Below are 18,337 nucleotides of genomic sequence, written 5' to 3'. Positions count from 1 at the left end.
GGCTCTGTTGCACAAAGCCTCTGATGTCCGGAGTTCCCCTTTCCCCGGACGGATTCATCCCACGGTTTCTGTGACAGGGATGCCAAGCGCGGTGTAGCCGTTCATGACGGCGATGCGGATCTGGACCTCTGCGACCTGTCGGTCAAAGTCCCTCGCCATGAGGCGCTGCCCCAGCAGTTTCATACAGTGCATCTTCGTTTCGGCACGGCTTCGTCGGTGGTAACCGCTCCAGTTTCGCCAGATCGCACGGCCGAGATATTTCGCCGCCCGAAGGGCTTCGTTTCTGGCAACCGCACCAGCGGTGACGGTCTTCCACGGCTTCGCGTTCTTGCGGGGCGGTATGACGGCGTGGGCGCCACGGTCAGCGATCGCATCATGGCACTTGCGGGTGTCGTAGGCGCCGTCAGCGGTGACGCGGCCGATCTCCTGGCCCTCCGGTATCTGGTTGAGCAGGTCGGGCAGCACCGGTGCATCGCCGATATGGCTCCCGGTGATCTCGACGGCTCGAACCTCCAGCGTTTGCTCGTCGATCCCGAGATGGATCTTGCGCCAGACGCGCCGTTTGGGGCCGCCGTGCTTGCGTGCGTGCCATTCGCCTTCGCCCTCGACCTTGATGCCGGTGCTGTCGATCAGCAGGTGCAGCGGCCCTTTGGAGCCACGATACGGGATGTTGACCGCGAGGGTCTTCTGGCGGCGGCTCAGCGTGCTGAAGTCTGGCACCGACCAGTCAAGGCCGACCAGGCGCAACAGGCTTTCGACGAACCCGGTCGTCTGTCTGAGTGCCATGCCGAACAGCACCTTCATTGTCAGGCAAGTCTGAATGGCAGTATCGCTGTAGGTCTGTTGGCGACCACGATTGCCTGTCGGCGCGGCCTCCCAGCACATCTCGGGATCGAACCAGATCGTCAGCGAGCCCCGGCGCTTGAGCGCTTCATTGTAGGCTGGCCAGTTCCTGGTCTTGTAGGTCGGGGATGTCGGTTTGCTCATGGAGCCCGGCTACCACGCTGGATTCACAAGATGAATCCCTCACGCGATTTGTGCAACAGAGCCACTCAGAGTCCCCGTTCACGCGACGATCGAACGTTACAGCAAAACTTCCCGGACGATAAGACTCTTGAGATCTCTACATTATGGGGATGACCAAAACATCTGCGCACAGACGCCCTTTCACGCCATTGCCGACGTTAAGGCGGGATGCCGCGAAGGTCTCAAACGAGCCCATTGCAGAAGTCTTTAGTTTTCGCTGCGCGCGCTCGCAGCGTGAAAAATGTTGCACGAGCAAAAATGCTTGTGCCGCAGTGCAGCGGGAGAACCGGTCACTCATTCTGGTCGCTGCAAGAAGCCGGGGGCGAATTCATGGCTCGCCGTACCAAAGACCGTTCAGACCGCTGCAAAATTGGAGCAGCTAAATGCTTTCAACAGCGCGCAGGTACACACCCTAAATTGGCGCTCTAGGCACGCAAATAATCCGGCAGGTGGAGGGGTCGCAATTCGATAGTCCATCTGCGGCTGGGTGGTGATCTTTTTTTTACACGGATTGGTGCGCTGCACTCACGATATGGATGAGGGTCTCACAGCAGTGACTTGACAGGAGAGGTAACTCACCAATCCGTTCAATTTCAGGCTTTCAATTCGGCCAGGCTCGAACACCATGCATCCATGCCATCCCCCGTTCGGGCCGACAGGCAGAAGATTTTCACTCCCGGATTGACCTCCAATATGTTTTGCCGACAGGCTTCTTCATCGAAATCCACATGCGGAGCCAGATCCATTTTGTTGATGACGACCCATTCCACGGCGCGGAACATATGTGGGTATTTGGTCGGCTTGTCTTCGCCTTCCGTCGTTGAAATCACAGCGATTTTCATCTTTTCGCCCAGATCGAACATGGCCGGACACACCAGATTTCCCACATTCTCGATCATCAGGATTGACCCGGTTTGGGGATCCAAAGATTGTACGGCGAAGGCAATCATATCCGCTTCGAGATGGCACCCGGCACCGGTGTTGATCTGGACGGCACGGGCGCCTGCATCGCGGATACGATCGGCGTCATTCGACGTCATCTGATCACCTTCGATGACCGCGATATCGGCTTTGTCCTTCATGCGCTTGATCGTCTCTTCAAGCAGCGTAGTCTTACCGGATCCGGGCGAGGAGACGATATTCAGGGCGATGACGCCGCGCCCTTCGAACCAGCCGCGGTTGCGGGTCGCGATTTCGTTGTTTTTGCCGAGAATTGCAGTTTCCAGGGAAATGATCTCGCCGCCCGGGCCATGGACATGCGGCTCATCATGACCGTGGTGATGGTCGTCATGAGAATGCGCGTGATCATGATCATGTCCGTGGTCATGCGCATGATCGTCCCGCAACAGGACTTTGACGCCGGTTTGAGAATCGGTCATCGAAACCTCGTTTGCAGGGTCGGCGCAGCCGCATACTCCACACATTATGCTTCCTCCATAAATTCTATTTCGCGTACGACGAATGTGTCGTTGTCCGCATCGATAAATCCCAAGGACACCCCGGAAATAGCGGTACTTTCGGTCACCAGATCCCAGCAAAAGGTCAGTGCGCCGCGTTCCACACAGGCCTGTGGGCCGATCGCCACGCGGACTTCCTTGAGCCTTCGCCCTTTGGCGTTTTCTTCTGCGATACCCGCAATGCTGCGGGCCAGTCCAAGCTCGTGCATCAACCAGTCCCCCAGGCCACTGGTCCGGTTTCCCACATGATTGACAGGCCGATGGCGACAACGACCGCAGCAATGGACATCTGCACGGCGGTATGAAGGCCTTTTGCGATTTTCGGCGCCTGGAGCACCGGCCAACCGACAACAACGGACATGGCCGCCATGCCAAGAACGGACCCAAGGCCGACCAGACCGACATATCCGACAGCCAGCCAGGGGTCGCCAGTTTTGGAGACCGCCAGCACGATGAGCCCGGACGATCCGGCCGCGCCGTGCAGCAGACCAATGAAAAAGGCTTTCAGGGGAAATCGCTCGGCGTGTACGTGGGCATGCGAGCTTTTGGAATGGTCGGCCACATCGGACGCGTGACTGTGCACGTGCATGTGATACCCCTGTCCCTCATGTTGATGGACGTGATAGTGCAGCCTGTCCTTGCGAAACCTGTGCACGACCTGTGCTCCGAGAAAAACCAGCATGACGCCAACAGCAAATTCGAACGTTGCCGCGCGCTGCTCATTGAGAACGAGGCTGAACACAATCACGCCAATGGACATGATCAGCAACGTCGCCGTGTGACCCAGGCCCCAGACGGCGCCTCGCAGCAGGAGCTTGTTTTTTCCGCCCCTGCTAAGCGTAATGATCGCAGCCAAATGATCTGCTTCGAGGGCGTGAACCATGCCAAACAGAAGACCCAAAACCAGGAACCCAGACGATGACGACGCATCAAGAAATGTAAGATTTTCCAGTAAGGCCATTAGCAAATCCTCGGAAGTTGTTCACCGACCAGCATGTCGACAATGCGCAGACCGCCAAAGACAGTTTTCATCACCACCGTTCGGGGATGCTGGGTGGTGGCCTTGCCGATGATCACGGCCTCGCGGCCCGCATCGGTGGCGTGCATCGCGGACAACGCCGCGTCGGCCTGATCCTCGGGAACGAAGATCACCAATGTACCTTCATTGGCCAGATAGAGTGGATCCAGCCCCAAAATCTCGCAAACGCCTTTGACTTCGGTGCGCAAAGGCAGAACGTCTTCGCCGATTTCAACGCCGACACCGGCAGCATCGGCGATTTCATTCAGGGCCGAGGCCAGCCCGCCGCGTGTCGCATCTCTTGCAACCCGCGTGCCGGGGGCAGCAGACAATATTGCCTCCATCAGATGATTGAGCGGTTGGCAGTCCGACGGGATTTCGGTGCTCAGCGCCATATCGCCGCGCGCGGCAAGGATGGCCGCACCGTGATCACCAAGCACGCCGTTGACGATGGCAACATCACCGGGCTGCACGGTTTCGGCCAACAGGTCGCGGCCCGGCGCGATCACGCCGATGCCGGATGTGGTGATAAAAACTCCATCGCCTGATCCTTTGCCGACGACCTTTGTGTCACCCGTCACAATGGCAACGCCCGCATCATCGGCGGCATTTTGCATCGACGCCGCGATCCGGCGCAGCGTCGAAATCTCGACACCTTCTTCGATGACAAAGGCCGCTGACAGCCACAGCGGTTTCGCCCCGCCAACAGCCAGATCGTTCACAGTGCCGCAGACAGCGATCTTACCGATATCGCCACCGGGAAATTCCATCGGGGACACCACGAACCCGTCCGTCGTAAAGGCCAGCCGCGCTCCGGGTACGGTGAGCGCATCATCCATCAGCCGCGCTTGATCTTCCATGCCGGGCGGACAGAAGACCGATGTGAACACATCCTCGATCAGGTCGCGCATCGCCTTGCCGCCCCCGCCATGGGCCATCGTCACCTTGTCGGCAACGACGCGTCTGGGCTGGCGGTCCATCGCGTTCATTCTACCGGCTCCAGATCAAGGCCGCCATATTGGTAATAGGCCGCGCAGGCCCCTTCCGAGCTGACCATCAGGGCCCCCAGCGGCATCTCGGGCGTGCAGCCCTTGCCGAATTGCGGACACGCGTGGGGCTTGATCCGCCCGGTCATGACGTCGCCGCAGGCGCAACCTTCCTGTTCTTCTGTGAACGATGTGTTGCGGCCGTAGCCGATGTTGAATTTCACCTCGGCATCGTATGCCTTGTACCGGTCGCGAATGCGCAATCCGCTTTCATCAATCTCACCCAGACCGCGCCATTCAAAGGTTGGGCGCGGCTCATAGACCTGCTCGCAGGCGGCGATGGATACCGGGTTGCCCTCGTTGGGCACGATCCGCGCATATTGGTTTTCCACCTCGGCACGGCCATCGCGGATTTGTTCCAGCACCATCAGCACCGATTGCAACAGATCAAGCGGTTCAAACCCCGCCACCACGATGGGTTTGCCATAGTCGCGCGCGATGAACTGGTAAGGTTCGGTGCCGATCACCATCGACACATGGCCCGGGCCCACGAAACCATCCAAGACCATATAAGGGTCATCCAGCAACGCCTTGATCGGCGGCGGCACGGTGATGTGGTTGCAGAAGATAGTGAAATTCGTCAGCCCATCGGTATCGGCCTGAAGGATCGACAGGGCCGTCGAAGGCGTGGTCGTCTCGAACCCAAGGCCAAAGAACACCACCTCGCGGTCGGGGTTGCGGCGCGCCAGTTCCAACGCGTCCAGCGGCGAATAGACCATGCGGATATCGGCGCCGTCGGCTTTGGCCTGCATGAGGGATTTCTTGGTGCCCGGCACGCGCATCGCATCGCCAAAGGTTGTAAAGATCACATTCGGATCTTCGGCGATCTGTACGCATTCATCCACGCGGCTCATCGGAAGGACGCAAACCGGGCAGCCGGGGCCGTGAATGAACTCCAGCCCCGGCGGGGTCAGCTTGTCCAGACCATAGCGAAAGATCGCGTGCGTATGCCCGCCGCAAATCTCCATGATATGAACCGGCTTTTCCTTGGTCGCTCCGATCTCGTTGGTCACGCGTTCGATGGCAGCCAGCACGCCTTTGGCGGCCACCGGATCGCGGAATTCATCAGCGTATTTCATGACGCTTCCGACAGCATGGCCGCACTGGCCCGCATCGCCTCTATCTCTTCCTGCGCTTCGCCAAGTTCGCGCAGGACCTCCAGTGTCAGGGCCGCTTCCTTTTCGTTGATCTTGCTCATGGCAAAACCGACATGGATCAAGGTCCACGTGCCAATCAAGTCCTCCAACGGGTCATCACCCGCGATGCAGGCCACGTTGACCTCACGTTTCACGCCCGAGATGTCGACCATGGCGAGCTTGCGGGTCGCATCCGAGATCTCGGTAATTTGTCCTGGAATTCCTAGGCACATTTTGCGTCCTCCCCTTGTGTGTTTGCCAGGGCAATCACGGCTTGCCCCAGTGAAATACCGCCGTCATTCGCCGGATAGTCGGAATGGCTCAGAACCGTCAGCTCTGCTCCTTCCAAGCCTTGATGAACCAGCGCGAACAGCGTCGCGTTTTGAAAACAGCCACCCGACAGGGCGACGGTGTCGATGGCCGTGTCTTTGGTCAGCCGCACCGCCATTTCGACAATGGCGCGGGCCAATCCCCGGTGAAACCTTGCCGAAATCGTGCCAATGGGTGTCTGCAGAACCAGATCGCCCAGCATGGCGCGCCAGACGGCCAGCGGCTCGATATAGGGCATGCCCTTGCCGCCCATCAGCGGTATTGAAAACGGATAGGCCAGATCATCTGGCTCGTTCAGCGCGTCAGGATCAAGGGCGGCCTCGAACAGGATCGCGGCTTCGCCCTCGTAATTCTGCCGGTCCCAAGCGATGCCTGCAATCGCGGCAGCGGCATCGAACAGCCGGCCACAGGACGACGCCAAGGGCGAATTCGTTCCAGACTTGATCATCGCATCCAAAGTGTCGCGAGGCAGGTCCCGCATACGGCTGAAGACCTCCAGATCGGGAAAGTTGATTGCAAACTCGCCCCAGCCCATCTCGGCCATCAGATGCGCATAGGCATTGCGCCATGGCTCACGCACGGCGGCCACACCGCCGGGCAGTGCAACTGGTTTCAGACAGCCGACCCGGCGATACCCGTGGTAGTCGCAGATCAGGAATTCACCGCCCCAGATCGTGCCGTCATCCCCCAGGCCTGTGCCGTCCAGCGCGATGCCTAGCACGTGTTCTGCGCTCAGGGGCCGGTTGTTCTCGACCAGGCACGCGGCGATATGCGCGTGGTGATGCTGTACCTGGATCACAGGCCGGTCGCCTGCCATCTGGAACCCGCGCTGCGTGGACAGGTATTGCGGATGCTGATCGACAGCGATTATATCTGGAGCATGATCAAAGAGGTTTTCGTATAGACCCAGATTGCGCGTCACATCCGCGTTTGTGGCCACATCCTCCAGATCGCCCATGTGCTGGGACATGATGGCGCGGGCGTCCTTGACGAGGCAGAATGTGTTCTTCTGTTCCGCACCGAGCGCCAGAACCTCAAGCGCGTCGGAAAACCCGGCTGGCAGTTCAAGCCCCTGCGGCGCATATCCACGCGCCCGGCGCAGCACGCGCGGACGGCCCAGATCGACGCGCACAACACTGTCATCGATCCGGTTGGCGATGTCGCGGTTATGAAGACAGGCGAAATCTGCGATATCGGCAAGACGGTCGCGGGTTTCCTGATTGTCGATGCATTGCGGCTGACCCGAAGGATTGCCGCTGGTCATGATCACCGGGCGCCCGATGCGCCGCAGGATCATGTGATAGAACGGCGTATAGGGCAGCATTACGCCAAGACGATCCAGACCCGGCGCGATCTCGCTTGGCAGACCGTTGGGCTTGGCCTTCAGCAGAACGATAGGTGCTTGCGGGCTCGACAGAAGATCGGCCTCGATCTTCGACACCTCGCAATACGCGCGCACCACATCCAGATCGCGGGCCATCAGGGCAAAGGCCTTGCCCGTGCGCGATTTGCGCCTGCGCAATTCGGCCACGGCCGCGGCGTTGGTGGCGTCACAAGCTAGATGCACACCGCCCAGACCCCGGATTGCGACGATGTGACCATTCATGATCATCCCGCCGGTGGCATCCACGTCATCCAGCATTGAAAACGCTTCGAGATTCACCGCGCCCTTGCCAAGTTTCTCGATCCAGATGTTCGGTCCGCACCGGCCACAGGCCACCGGCTGCGCGTGAAAGCGGCGGTCGACCGGGTTGGAATATTCCGCCTCGCAAGGTGGACAGAAATCAAACGGCGCCATGGTTGTTTTAGCGCGGTCATAGGGAGCGGCCTGCACAATCGAAAAGCGCGGCCCGCAATTGGTGCAATTGGCAAACGGATAGCGATAGCGCCGCTCAAACGGATTGCGGATTTCCTCCAGGCAATCGGCGCAGGTTGCGGCATCTGGCGTCACATTGCCTCGCATCTCGCCCTCTTGCGATGCGGTGATTTCAAATCCGCAAGGGGCTGGGTCGGTCAGGGGTGTGACATCGAGCCGTTCGATGCGCGCCAGCGGCGGCAGTGCGCTGTGCAGCCTGTCTGGAAAGGTTGCGACATGGTCCCCCCAAAGCTGGATCACTACGCCTTCGCCGGTGTTTTTCACATCGCCCGTCAGGCCCATTTCATGCGCCAGCCGCCAGACCGTCGGGCGAAAGCCTACGCCCTGAACCTGACCAGAAACGGTGAAGCGGGCACCGGTCATGTCGCCGCGTCCCAGATCAGAATGCGGTTGTTGCCGCTGTCGGCCACCGCCACCGTCGAGCCCAGAGCAGACAGCCCATAGGGCCAGCACACCGTATCGCGCTCGGCAATGCCCCAGCGGTTGTCGCCTTTGGCCGCAAAATCCGGCTGCGCCGTCAGCCGGTCGGCGTGGGCCGCCATACCGGTATCCTCAAATCCCAGAAGTCGTGAATTGGCCGTGTCAGCCACCACCAGCGTCGACCCAAGTGTTGCCAGCGCATAGGGCATATTCATCGCTTGTGACGTGGGATAATACGACGCCATATTGTGGTCGCAGGCGGTCATATCCGCCTGTCCCAGCACCGTGTCGCATTGGGTGCCGTTCTGGCCGGGAAACGCATCCCATATCATCACCCGGTTGTTGCCGGCATCTGCCACCGCCAGACCGCCTTGCCAGACGATGGCCATGTGCGGCCAGCGCATCGATACGTCCGAAACCGCCCCGCCCGCATTTTCATCCCGGCAGGTGAAATCGTGCTGTCCCAGAACCAGATCCGCCGGTTGACCCGTGGTTTGCGGATCGTCCCAGATCAGCACACGGCGGTTTCCGGTGTCGCATACGATCAACCGATTGCCATCCGCCGAGACCCCGTAAGGCCAGTGCATCGTATCAGCGCGCGCATGCGACAGACCCAAATTTGCCAGTGCGCTGTGGGCGTCAGGCTGACCAAGAATGATATCAGCCTCGTGGTCGGGACCGGTGGGCGTTTCGCGCCAGATCAGCACGCGGTGGTTCCACGGGTCGGCCACGGCCAGCCCACCCCGAAATGCAACGATCCCGGTCGGCACATTCACGGTGTTCGCAGCCACCGGGCCCTTGGCGTTTCGGCCCTCGCGGCCAAAGTCGGGCTGACCCAAAAGAATATCGGCAGGTGTGTCGTCATTTGTCGGGACGGTTTTCCATCCCAGCACCCGGTGATGCCCCGTGTCTGACACCCAAAGCGAGCCGTCCGGATGCAGGCACACGCCGCGCGGCCCGAACATCAGGTGCGGCGCGGGCGTGATCGCCTGTACAAGTGAACCGCCGTCGCTGCCCAAAATGACGCGGGCGCCCTGCCCACCCAACAACGGCGCACCGGGGGTTATGGTGCCGGGCGCCTTTTGCGGGCTGAACGAGCGGGACAGCGAGACTTTCACGCGATAATCCTCACTTCGATATTGGGGCCTTTGACCCGCACCGCGTGCGGCTGCAATTGCACCTCGGGAGCAGTCAAACACTCGCCACTCTCAAGCGCATATCGAAACCCGTGATGCGGGCAGGACAGGATCGTCTCGATGATATCGCCTTGGGTCATCTCAAGGCCCATATGGGCGCATGCATTCTTGAAGCAGCTTACCTTGTCGGCAAAGCGGGTGATGATCACTGAATGAGTGTCGATGTCGATAAAGCGCGTTTCGCCATCGGCCAGATCATCCAGCGGCAGCGCCGTTGTCCACTCGTTGTCGCCGTAATTTGCAAAGGGCGACGTGAACTGAACGCCGTCCGACCCGCCACCGCCCAGACCCTTGGCCTGTTTCACTTCGGTGATCTCGGGAACCTGATCCTGAATGGCCTTTTTGACACCCGCATAGAACGTCAGTTGTGACGCCGGGCACCCATCACAGGCACCCAGAAACCGAATTTCTGCGCGCTTGCCTTCGACCGCAGCGACCTCGGCATCGCCGCCATGGCTGACCAGGCTCGGGCGCACCGTTTCCAGCGCCGCCTCGACCCGTTCGTAGAGCGATGGCCGCAATATCCCGTGGCGGCGCAACACGGCGTAGACCACTTCATCCCGGGCCGCCTCTTTCAGGGCGTTGCCAAACTCTGGGTTGTCCTTAAGCGCTCCGATCAACCGTCGGAACGCCTCCTTGTTCAATGCATCTACGGCTTCAGCCCTTGCATGGGCTCCGTTGCGGGCCGCCTCATCCCAGCCGTCTGCCAGCATTTCAAGCGCCTTCAGATCGCCGATCAGGCGATCCAGAGTCGGCTCTTCGCCTTCAAGAGATGCGGCATCCGGCATTGCTTATGCGTATTTCAGATCTTTGAACAACACAGGCTGCACAGCGCCGCTTACAGCGCCTGCGGCGATGGCTGCCACCCAGATCGGTGCAAACAACCCGATGACGATACCGGCGATCACGCCGGCGCCAGCCCCCATCATCAACTGTCGGACCACGGTTTTGTTGTCTTTGAAAAGCTTGCCTGCAAAAAACAGTTTTGCAGAATTCATGGCCATTCCCAGCATGGCGACCTCCTAGATCAGCAAAAGAACAAGCGTGGTCACGACAACTGCGCCGCCACCTGCAAGCCCGCCGTAAAGCGCGCCCATATAGGCGGCCAGCTCTGCGCCCAGTGCATCTTTACCGATGCGCAGACCCGACAAGGCCCCTGCACCCAAGGCGGCGGCCAGGCCGGCGACCAGGGCCAAAATTACGACTATAGCGCTCAACTGTATTCTCCATTCATCATTGTAATCCGCTCCGTTCCAGAATTGTTGATGGGCCAAGGGCCGCGTTCAGTTCGGCAATGGCTTCGCTTACTGCTTGTGCCTTTTCGCCGGCCCCGCGCTTGGCGAATACGCCGCGCGCTTCTTCCAGCAGACGCACCGCTTCGGTCAGGTTGCCAAAGTTGCCGCCGTCGGGATTTTGCGGATCGTCCGGCAGGTTCGACAGGCAATTGGCTTTGTTCGCGATGGTGTTGGCATATTCTTCGGGCATGTCGCGGATGGTGCGCACCTTGAGCGCCTCATCATAAGCCTCTAGAGCGCGATATCCGTTTTCCACCCGGTGAGACGAGGACACGTACTGCAGCGCGTTGCCAAGGTTGTTTTGCAGCATCGCGTATTCGTTGGGATGGTCTATCAGGTTGACGACCGTCAACGCCTCTTCAAAGGCCTGCACTGCCAGCGCCTCGCGCATCTTCCCGGACTGGTCGGTGAACGGCATGGACAGGAACGCCGTGGCCAGGTTGCTTTGCAGGACCGCGAATTCCTTGGGGTAGTTGGTCTTGTCGAAGGTCCTGAGCGACCGCTGATAGGCGCTGATGGCAGGTTGGATCGGCAAGAGATGCATGCCCGCAAGTGTCTGGCAGATCAGACCAAGGTTCATTTCGGCTTCGGCCACTTCGGCGTCCGACCCTTCCGCAGTCAGGGTTGCAAGCGCGATCTCTATTTCGGATTTCGCTTCCTTTAGCTGCGTCGCATCTTCGGCGGGCACGGCCATCAGCGCTGTGGCCATACGCGCACGAATGCGGGCGACCCCCAGAACTTCGCCTTCCGGCGCAAGATCCATGGCAAGTTTGTAGAGATCCACGGCAGCAAAGATGTCTTCGGCACGTTCGGGTTTCTGCTGAAGCCCCATCGCGATTTCCATCAGCATCTCGGCCTTTTCGGCCTGCGTCGCCGCAGCCGTTTCGACCGCGGTCATGGCCGCCTGCACCTGCTGCTGAGCACGACTGATATTCGTCAAACCGGTTTCTCCCTCGAATCGAATCTGGTTCGATTTCTGTGTTCGACCGAGAAAAGCACTCAAAGCGGGCGCTGTCAACTTACTTGGTTTATAGAAAACTTAGTTTACACATCCTCGCCGCGCTGATCCGGCTTCAATTCTGCACAAAGCGCCCCTTTGCTGGCCTGCCACGCGACGGTCAGGCTGTCGGTTGCAAAGTCCAGAAGGTCTTGATCCTGGAAAACATCACGGGCCTGAACCACCCGATCACCTGCAGCATTCCGGACCTTCAAAAGGCACCCTCCGGCGGTTGCCTGATGCACGGGCATCACCAATAATTCATCCTGTTGGATCAGTACGATGACCGCATCAATGCCGCGGAAATAGGTGTCCACCACGGCGCAAGGCAGATAGATCGCACCATCCCTGATCGCGATCGTGCTCATGCCTCCGACCACGTATCGATCAGGTCCCGAATGCGGCACTCAACCGTCCGCGCCGCGCGAGAAACCTCGTCGCTCAGGCCTAACCCAAGCTCCAGCGTCGCGGCCTCGATCAACAGCACCGATGTCGTCTTGGGAAACGCATCACCATAGATACGGCGTCCTGCGTAAAGCGCATGATCCCACCTGAAATCATGCAGGTTCAGGCTGTTGTTGGGCGGTGCTTCCAGAACCTCTCCAGGAACCTCATAAATGGTGCCCGGCGACCCTTCGGGGACCCGGGCATCGACAATGATCAGATGCGTGGCGCCGCGTGCGCTGTACATGACCGACATCCCGTCGGTTCCGCCGTCGAATATGCGAGTGTGCTCCGGCACGCCGTTTTCGCGCATTTGAGCGATGAGATGCGGACCGACGCCGTCGTCGCTTCGGTTTGGGTTGCCGCATCCGATGACGACAACATCAAGCGGCATCAGATCCGCCACAGGCGGCAGGACCATTCCGGTTCGACCGGCACCATCAGTTCCGGCAATTCGCAGAATTTCGCATGGACCTTGTAGTACATGCAGGTCTCGCAGGGTTGCTCAATCTCGTCAGCCTCGATCGTGTGATCGGTGAAACCGGCGATGACGAGTTTCTTTTCCAGATCCTGACCTGCCTCGACCTGCAGGCGCGCCACGATTTCATTGACCTCTTCGCTGGTTCCGGCCCGTGGCCAGACCTCGGTTTCCAGACCCGAAGCCAGCATCTCGGCGATTGTTGCGCGAGTCTCGTCATCATCCATGTCAGCGCTCCTTTCAGATCCGCCACAGACGGCACCACCATTCCGGCTTTGCCGGGAGATCAAGTTCTGGCAGGTCGCACCAGCGCTTGTGCACCAGGTAGTACATACATTCCTGGCACCGCATCTCGTCTTCGCCGTAGGGCTGCAAAAGCCAGCCTGAGATCACCAGTTTTTCGCGCAGCTGATCCGCGCTCAGAGGCCGCAATTCGTCAAGCAGCGCACCGAATTCACGATCCGTTTCCGGAAAAGGCTCGACCTTGGTTTCCAGTCCTTCCGCGAAATGGTCCTCTATCATCTGGAGGAGCATTTCATGCCCCGCTTCGGCGGGTGTCAGGCCATATCTGTCCAAGTAGGCCTGGCGCTGCGCTTGGGTTATTGATGCTTCCGGATTTTCTGACATTCAGCTTCCTCCCTAATTGCCGGATGTCGTTTGGCCGGCAGATTTGATCCGCCGGCCAAACATAAACATCAGGCTGTTCGGAAGCGTGCCAGTTCATCACCGGATTTGGCATCATGCGCATGAACAGTACACACAAGGCAACTGTCATAGGATCGACAAACGTGACCGACCTCGACCGGATCCGCGCTGTTCTTGATCGGCGTGCCGATCAACGCTTCTTCGATTGGCCCCCGGGCGCCGTCAGATGTACGCGGCCCAACATTCCATGTCGTCGGCGCGATGATCTGGTAATTGGCGATCTTGCCGTCGCGTACATCGATCCAATGGCACAGCGCACCGCGAATCGCCTCGGTCGCACCCCAGCCCTGTCCGTCTTTTTCAGTTGGCTTTATATACCATTCGTCGTTCAACTGGAACTCGCGCAAATTGCGTTCGGCTTCGCGATAGAGAATGCAAAGCTCGTGCATCCGCGCAAAGTGGCGCAGCATCGTCGAAGCACCGCCCATCTTGCGGTACATATCCAGCACCAACCCGTCGCTGTGCTGGAAGTCATGGCCCGTGTCATTGCCCGCCACCAGACGCCGCGCCAGCGGGCCGGCCTCGAGGCGACCGCTTTCGGCATGCGACACGGCCGTCGACCAGGAATACTTGCCCTCCGGGTCGATGGGGTTCTTGCTCACTGGGTTCGTGGTGCGGTCGAACGGGTGGACCGCACCCGCCGCCTCGTCGTACCAGGCGTGCTGCGTGTCTTCGCGGACAAAGGACTGGTCCATCGGGCTGAATGTGTCGGATGCACCGTCGTAGATGCCCGATTTCATGATCACCGCATCTGAGCGACCATCAATCGTGGGGTTCTGATACTTGTCCTCGTGGGGCAGATACCCCCATGTGGTGAACCGGCCGTGGCCTTTACCGTACTGGTCAAGGCCAATGTCCTTGGACATGCGCCAGAACAGGCCCAGATCAGAATTGGCGTGCTCGGGCTTTTCGTCCAGCCATGCCTCGAATTGCTCCAAGGTCTGGATTTCTTCGTAACGCTCCATTGAGCAGCCGAGCCACAGTGGCTCGATCCAGTTCTGACGGAAATGCTCCAGAATAGACCAGGCGCGGGTGATATCCGTAAGTGTCGGAGAACACATGACGCCGCCAGGCACCATGAAGGACGAATGCGGCCACTGACCGCCCAACAGCGCGTAAATCTCGACCGGACGGCCGGAGATTGTCACGCCTGCTTCATAGGATGTGCCGGTAAACGGGGAATAGCGTTTGACGGCTTCCTCGTAAAACGGGCTCATCGCGTAGTTTTCGTTGGTATAGTCGATCATCCACAACCCATAATGGTGGCGCGGCAGGGACTGCAGAGATTCCACGATCTGGCCGAGGTTGCGCGCCAGAATGGCGTTGCGCGGCACGGTGGTGCCCCAGGCAGTATCGAGTGCCCAGGCTGCGCAGGTCAGGTGTGACGCACCGCAGATCCCGCAGGCGCGCGGCGTGACGACCAGACCGGCTTGGGGGTCCTTGTCTTTCAGGATGACTTCGAACCCGCGAAACATCTCCGCGTGGGTCCAGGCGTTGGTGACAACGCCGTTTTCAATATCGACCCGGACATCCAGATCGCCTTCGACGCGGCCAACCGGCGAAATGTCGAGTGTTTCTACTGCTGCAGACATAATTCTCTCTCCCAATTCGCAGTTAGACTACGAAGATATCTTCCTCTGCCCACGCAGGTGCCGCGCCTTTGGCGGCGGAGGTGAGCTTGATGTAACCCTTCTTGTCCACGCCCTCGGGCATGTCCTTGGGTACACCCATGACGGTTTGTGTCTTGAAGACCGTTCCCGGCGCCAGATCAAAGAACGGGAACTCCGGTTCGGTACAGCCCAGGCAGGGCATACCCGCACGGGTTTTTGACGAATGGCGGTTCCACAGGATGCGATTGCAGGGGCTGTGAGTCATAGGACCACGACACCCCAGATCGTAGAACAGGCACCCCTTGCGCTGGCCGAACGCCGTGGTCGACACCTTGTAGGCAAAATGCATGTTGCGCGTGCACCCGGTCTGCGTGAAAGAGGAAAAGAACGTTTTGGGGCGATGGAATTCATCCAGCGTCAGATCACCGGCCCGACCCGTGGCAACCGCCACCAGAATCTGCGTTACCCAGTCAGGGTGTGCCGGACAACCCGGAATATTGATGACAGGCAATCCGGATTTAGCGGCAAAACCTTCACCCAGTGCGCCGCCCTTGTCGCGCTTGAGAAACTGCAGGCCGACGCTGTCGGACGGGTTCGGCGCCGTCGCCGGAATGCCGCCATAGGTCGCGCAATCGCCGATCGCCACGACAAAATCAGCAACCGCTGACAGCTCTTTCACCCACTCCTTCATCGGGCGCCCGCAGAACCGGTTCCATTCGCCGGTGCCGTCCGGCGCATTGATGACGGTGCCTTCGAAGACAAAGATGTCCAGCTTGATCTCGCCAGAAATACACTTCTCGACGATCGCTTTGACCTGATCGCCCAGTTCAAGCCCGAGGGAGGGTTGCCAAAGGACGTTGATCCCAAAGTCAGTGACCAGATCACATGCGCTTGGTTCCTCTGCATTCAGGAAAGACATCGTGTTGCCGGAACACGCGCCCCCCTGAAGCCACAACAGGTTTGCCATTTTTCTTCCTCCCAAAGACTATCATTCCTGCCGCGACATCCTCGCCTCAGAGCCAGGCTTGTTGCTTGTCGACCCTGCGAAAGTCGCGGCATTTATGGTGGAAGTGTGTACCGTTGCGCACAGTCGAGCAAATCAACACTAGCGGTCAGCGCGGCGATTTCTGGTAACAAAGTGTAAACTGAAAACTAAGTTGCCATGGGGGAATGTAAACTTGGCTGACAGCTGACAGGGCTTAGCCCCGTCGCCCGCAAGCCGGGCATTCGGCCTCTCCGAAGTAGCTGTACCAGATCCCCTTGCAGCTCTTGCACCAATGGCCCCTGGCGCCCGTGCCCGAAGGAGCAACGGCCTTTGACATGGCGGTCAGGCCCAGATTGCGCGGCTTGGACCGGGTCTTGGCCAGTCCGGATCGGGCATAGGGGAAACCAATGACTTTCGTGGCAGGCGCGTCATCGTCCATGTCTTACCCTTTGCGCAGACCGTATCTCTTGATCTTGTTTGCCAGCCCGACTCGTGACAAGCCCAATTCTTCCGCGACCTTACTTTGATTCCAATGAAACGCCTCCAGCGCCTTGGTCAAAACGACCTGCTCCAAATGTTCGACCTTGTCTTTAAGCGTTACACCGGATGGCACGAAAGCTGCGTCCTCGCCGTTTTCGATTGGCGTGCGCGCGATCTTTTCCGATAAATGTCGTAGAGCAACATATCCACCTTGTTCCGCAACCGCGACCATGCGCTGAACTTCGCTTTCCAGCTCGCGGACATTGCCCGGAAATGGGTAATACTCCAACCGCTTCAGAACGTCAGATGTGACACCCAATACCCGGCGACCAACCACACCGGCATATTTCTCAACAAAGAACTGTGTCAGCACCGGGATGTCGTCGGTCCGGTCGCGAAGCGGTGGCAATTCCAGTTGAAACCCGCGTAAACGATAATACAGATCGCGGCGGAAACTGCCTTTTTCCACCATCTCCTCAATTGAACGGTTGGATGCCGCGATGATCCGCACGTTGCTGTACAGTGTCTTGTCTGAACCAAGTGGTTTGACTTCGCCCTCTTGCAGGAAGCGTAAAAGGGCCACCTGAAAATGCGGTGATACTTCTGACACCTCGTCCAGAAACACCGTGCCCCCATCAGCCGCCCGAAAAAGGCCCAGCCGATCCGCAATCGCCCCCGGAAAGGCGCCACGCATGTGGCCAAACAGCTCGGAATACAAGGCATCGTCAGACACACCGCCGCAATTCTGGCTGTGCATGGGTGAATTCACGCGATCCGAGTTAAAGTGAATGGCGCGCGCCAAAAGCTCCTTGCCGGTGCCCGTCTCGCCTCGGATCAGGACCGGCATGCCCGTGGAGGCCGCGACTTTCGCCTCGGCGACAACTTCGGCCATCTTGGGGCTTGCATAGACCAGTCTTTCAAAGCGTGAAACGCCACCCTGAACCGATCCGCCTTCCTCGTCGTTGAAAATCTCGTCATCCAGCGACAGCTTGAGCTCTCTGCTCAGTATCCGGTGCCGGCGCGACAGCTCGGCGTGTTCCAGGGCGCGCTTGACGACGATGCGGATCTGCTGCTCTTGCACCGGTTTGGCAAGATACAAATAGGACGCCGTATCTTCGCAGAGTTGCGCGCCGCAGCTCATTTCATTTTTTTCGCAAATAACAATGCGCCAACACGCGGTATGAGACAAGCGAGACCGCGCCAACGCGTTGTCCGGTCCAAAATCATCCTCATCGACGTCATAGAGAATGAGGTCCACGTTCACTTCGTCAAGGCGGCTCTTTGCGGAGTTATCATCCTCGCAAAAGATCAGCCGATACCCATCCAATTCGCTCAGAGCGCTGGAAGCGGACAGGGTCAAAGCCTTGTCCTTGGACTTGATAAGAACCGTAGATATATTCGACAAGGTGCTTGGACCTCCGTTGCCACTGATGATTGCCGGATCAGTATCAGCAAACATTCTTTGCATAAAGAGAACTATTTATGCAAGTTCTGCTTGCAATCTAGCTTCAGAGGGCTCTGTTGCACAAATCGCGTGAGGGATTCATCTTGTGAATCCAGCGTGGTAGCCGGGCTCCATGAGCAAACCGACATCCCCGACCTACAAGACCAGGAACTGGCCAGCCTACAATGAAGCGCTCAAGCGCCGGGGCTCGCTGACGATCTGGTTCGATCCCGAGATGTGCTGGGAGGCCGCGCCGACAGGCAATCGTGGTCGCCAACAGACCTACAGCGATACTGCCATTCAGACAGACGACCGGGTTCGTCGAAAGCCTGTTGCGCCTGGTCGGCCTTGACTGGTCGGTGCCAGACTTCAGCACCCTGAGCCCCCCCCAAAA

General features: G+C 59.0%; 21 protein-coding genes and 1 pseudogene. 1 reads left to right on the top strand and 21 read right to left on the bottom strand.

Annotated features, from left to right (window positions below; all coding sequences use genetic code 11):
* Positions 1-54: 54 nt before the first annotated feature.
* From HEP69_RS08785 to HEP69_RS08685, 21 genes are all read right to left on the bottom strand, one after another.
* Positions 55-987: an IS5 family transposase gene (locus tag HEP69_RS08785; RefSeq protein ID WP_071675839.1), complete on the bottom strand. Its 933-nt coding sequence runs from the start codon at positions 985-987 to the stop codon at positions 55-57.
* Positions 988-1,619: 632 nt separating this feature from the next.
* Positions 1,620-2,405, bottom strand: a complete 786-nt coding sequence (gene hypB / locus HEP69_RS08780) for a hydrogenase nickel incorporation protein HypB (RefSeq protein WP_211285985.1) — start codon at positions 2,403-2,405, stop codon at positions 1,620-1,622.
* 44 nt (positions 2,406-2,449) lie between these two features.
* The gene (locus HEP69_RS08775) at positions 2,450-2,692 is read right to left on the bottom strand and encodes a hydrogenase maturation nickel metallochaperone HypA (protein WP_037240029.1); all 243 of its coding nucleotides are present in this window, start codon (positions 2,690-2,692) and stop codon (positions 2,450-2,452) included.
* The gene (locus tag HEP69_RS08770) at positions 2,692-3,444 is read right to left on the bottom strand and encodes a hypothetical protein (RefSeq protein ID WP_051922140.1); all 753 of its coding nucleotides are present in this window, start codon (positions 3,442-3,444) and stop codon (positions 2,692-2,694) included. The genes HEP69_RS08775 and HEP69_RS08770 overlap by 1 nt, the downstream gene beginning before the upstream one ends.
* Positions 3,444-4,490, bottom strand: coding sequence for a hydrogenase expression/formation protein HypE (gene hypE, locus HEP69_RS08765; RefSeq protein WP_037240026.1), 1,047 nt, complete (start codon positions 4,488-4,490; stop codon positions 3,444-3,446). Before hypE ends, HEP69_RS08770 begins: the two co-directional genes overlap by 1 nt.
* Positions 4,487-5,626, bottom strand: a complete 1,140-nt coding sequence (hypD, locus tag HEP69_RS08760; RefSeq protein ID WP_037240023.1) for a hydrogenase formation protein HypD — start codon at positions 5,624-5,626, stop codon at positions 4,487-4,489. The genes hypE and hypD overlap by 4 nt, the downstream gene beginning before the upstream one ends.
* Entirely contained in the window at positions 5,623-5,916 is a 294-nt protein-coding gene (gene hypC, locus HEP69_RS08755; RefSeq protein ID WP_037240021.1) for a HypC/HybG/HupF family hydrogenase formation chaperone, read from the bottom strand. The genes hypD and hypC overlap by 4 nt, the downstream gene beginning before the upstream one ends.
* On the bottom strand, positions 5,907-8,252 hold the full coding sequence (gene hypF, locus HEP69_RS08750; protein WP_037240020.1) for a carbamoyltransferase HypF: 2,346 nt from the start codon (positions 8,250-8,252) through the stop codon (positions 5,907-5,909). Before hypF ends, hypC begins: the two co-directional genes overlap by 10 nt.
* Entirely contained in the window at positions 8,249-9,427 is a 1,179-nt protein-coding gene (locus HEP69_RS08745) for an NHL repeat containing protein (RefSeq protein ID WP_037240019.1), read from the bottom strand. Before HEP69_RS08745 ends, hypF begins: the two co-directional genes overlap by 4 nt.
* Complete coding sequence (locus HEP69_RS08740) at positions 9,424-10,293, bottom strand: NifU family protein (protein ID WP_037240018.1); 870 nt, start codon at positions 10,291-10,293, stop codon at positions 9,424-9,426. The genes HEP69_RS08745 and HEP69_RS08740 overlap by 4 nt, the downstream gene beginning before the upstream one ends.
* A gap of 3 nt (positions 10,294-10,296) precedes the next feature.
* The gene (locus tag HEP69_RS08735) at positions 10,297-10,518 is read right to left on the bottom strand and encodes a hypothetical protein (protein WP_037240016.1); all 222 of its coding nucleotides are present in this window, start codon (positions 10,516-10,518) and stop codon (positions 10,297-10,299) included.
* A gap of 9 nt (positions 10,519-10,527) precedes the next feature.
* Entirely contained in the window at positions 10,528-10,722 is a 195-nt protein-coding gene (locus HEP69_RS08730; RefSeq protein ID WP_211285984.1) for a hypothetical protein, read from the bottom strand.
* Between the two features lie 16 nt (positions 10,723-10,738).
* A complete protein-coding gene (locus HEP69_RS08725) occupies positions 10,739-11,740 on the bottom strand; it encodes a hypothetical protein (RefSeq protein ID WP_100053154.1) in 1,002 nt (333 codons plus the stop codon).
* Between the two features lie 104 nt (positions 11,741-11,844).
* Positions 11,845-12,114, bottom strand: a complete 270-nt coding sequence (locus HEP69_RS08720; protein ID WP_290558156.1) for a hypothetical protein — start codon at positions 12,112-12,114, stop codon at positions 11,845-11,847.
* A 47-nt stretch (positions 12,115-12,161) separates the two neighbouring features.
* Positions 12,162-12,635: a hydrogenase maturation protease gene (locus HEP69_RS08715; RefSeq protein ID WP_037240351.1), complete on the bottom strand. Its 474-nt coding sequence runs from the start codon at positions 12,633-12,635 to the stop codon at positions 12,162-12,164.
* The gene (locus HEP69_RS08710; RefSeq protein ID WP_037240012.1) at positions 12,635-12,946 is read right to left on the bottom strand and encodes a hypothetical protein; all 312 of its coding nucleotides are present in this window, start codon (positions 12,944-12,946) and stop codon (positions 12,635-12,637) included. The genes HEP69_RS08715 and HEP69_RS08710 overlap by 1 nt, the downstream gene beginning before the upstream one ends.
* A gap of 13 nt (positions 12,947-12,959) precedes the next feature.
* Positions 12,960-13,346 carry a hypothetical protein gene (locus tag HEP69_RS08705; protein ID WP_197060312.1) on the bottom strand — a complete coding sequence of 129 codons (387 nt, stop codon included), beginning with the start codon at positions 13,344-13,346 and terminating at the stop codon, positions 12,960-12,962.
* A gap of 68 nt (positions 13,347-13,414) precedes the next feature.
* Complete coding sequence (locus tag HEP69_RS08700) at positions 13,415-15,016, bottom strand: nickel-dependent hydrogenase large subunit (protein WP_037240008.1); 1,602 nt, start codon at positions 15,014-15,016, stop codon at positions 13,415-13,417.
* Between the two features lie 22 nt (positions 15,017-15,038).
* Positions 15,039-16,001 carry a hydrogenase gene (locus HEP69_RS08695; RefSeq protein ID WP_037240005.1) on the bottom strand — a complete coding sequence of 321 codons (963 nt, stop codon included), beginning with the start codon at positions 15,999-16,001 and terminating at the stop codon, positions 15,039-15,041.
* A gap of 232 nt (positions 16,002-16,233) precedes the next feature.
* Positions 16,234-16,458 (bottom strand): hypothetical protein, encoded by a 225-nt coding sequence (locus tag HEP69_RS08690; RefSeq protein WP_037240002.1) that lies wholly within the window; start codon positions 16,456-16,458, stop codon positions 16,234-16,236.
* A 3-nt stretch (positions 16,459-16,461) separates the two neighbouring features.
* Positions 16,462-17,967 carry a sigma-54 dependent transcriptional regulator gene (locus HEP69_RS08685; protein WP_290558155.1) on the bottom strand — a complete coding sequence of 502 codons (1,506 nt, stop codon included), beginning with the start codon at positions 17,965-17,967 and terminating at the stop codon, positions 16,462-16,464.
* 211 nt (positions 17,968-18,178) lie between these two features.
* Between HEP69_RS08685 and HEP69_RS23745 the strand changes: the two are divergent.
* A pseudogene (locus HEP69_RS23745) lies at positions 18,179-18,337 on the top strand (IS5/IS1182 family transposase); the annotation flags it as partial.

Source organism: Aestuariivita sp., from assembly GCF_021404545.1.
In the GTDB taxonomy this organism is placed as follows: Bacteria; Pseudomonadota; Alphaproteobacteria; order Rhodobacterales; family Rhodobacteraceae; genus Aestuariivita.
This window is presented reverse-complemented; position numbering and strand designations above follow the sequence as displayed.